General features: G+C 36.2%; 1 protein-coding gene and 1 pseudogene. Both read right to left on the reverse strand.

Annotated elements, in window-relative coordinates:
* The coding region (locus tag A9G32_RS02055; RefSeq protein ID WP_141672860.1) for a transposase at nucleotides 1–224 on the reverse strand (224 nt) is incomplete at its 3' end.
* A gap of 82 nt (nucleotides 225–306) precedes the next feature.
* Nucleotides 307–423: pseudogene (locus A9G32_RS12510) on the reverse strand (IS3 family transposase); the annotation flags it as partial.

Below are 423 nucleotides of genomic sequence, written 5' to 3' on the forward strand. Positions count from 1 at the left end.
GATTTTAAGCTCAGTTCGGCAAACATCTGCTTAAGCTTGCGATTTTCAGCCTCCAGCTCCTTTAAGCGTTTGATATCCGAAGTTTCCATTCCGCCGTATTTTTCTCGCCATTTATAGAAAGTTGAATTACCCATGCCATATTTACGGCTCAGTTCTTTAACCGGAATACCCGCTTCAGCTTCTTTTAAAATAGCGACGATTTGATGTTCAGTCATTTTTTTCATAATTAAATCCCCTTTTCTTTTATCATAGAGAATTTTCTACTTTTTTGCTGTACTATTTTAGGGGATAGTTACATTGGCCTTTTACAAATTCCGTTTTAATTGTTTTAAATGTCGCTTCCGCTACCGCATTGTCATATGGACACCCTTTCTTGCTTAATGAATGCGTGATATTAAATGTCTTAAAACAATCCGCTAATAA

Origin of the sequence: Gilliamella sp. Gris3-2 (genome assembly GCF_001690345.1) — a bacterium.
Lineage (GTDB): Bacteria > Pseudomonadota > Gammaproteobacteria > Enterobacterales > Orbaceae > Gilliamella > Gilliamella bombi.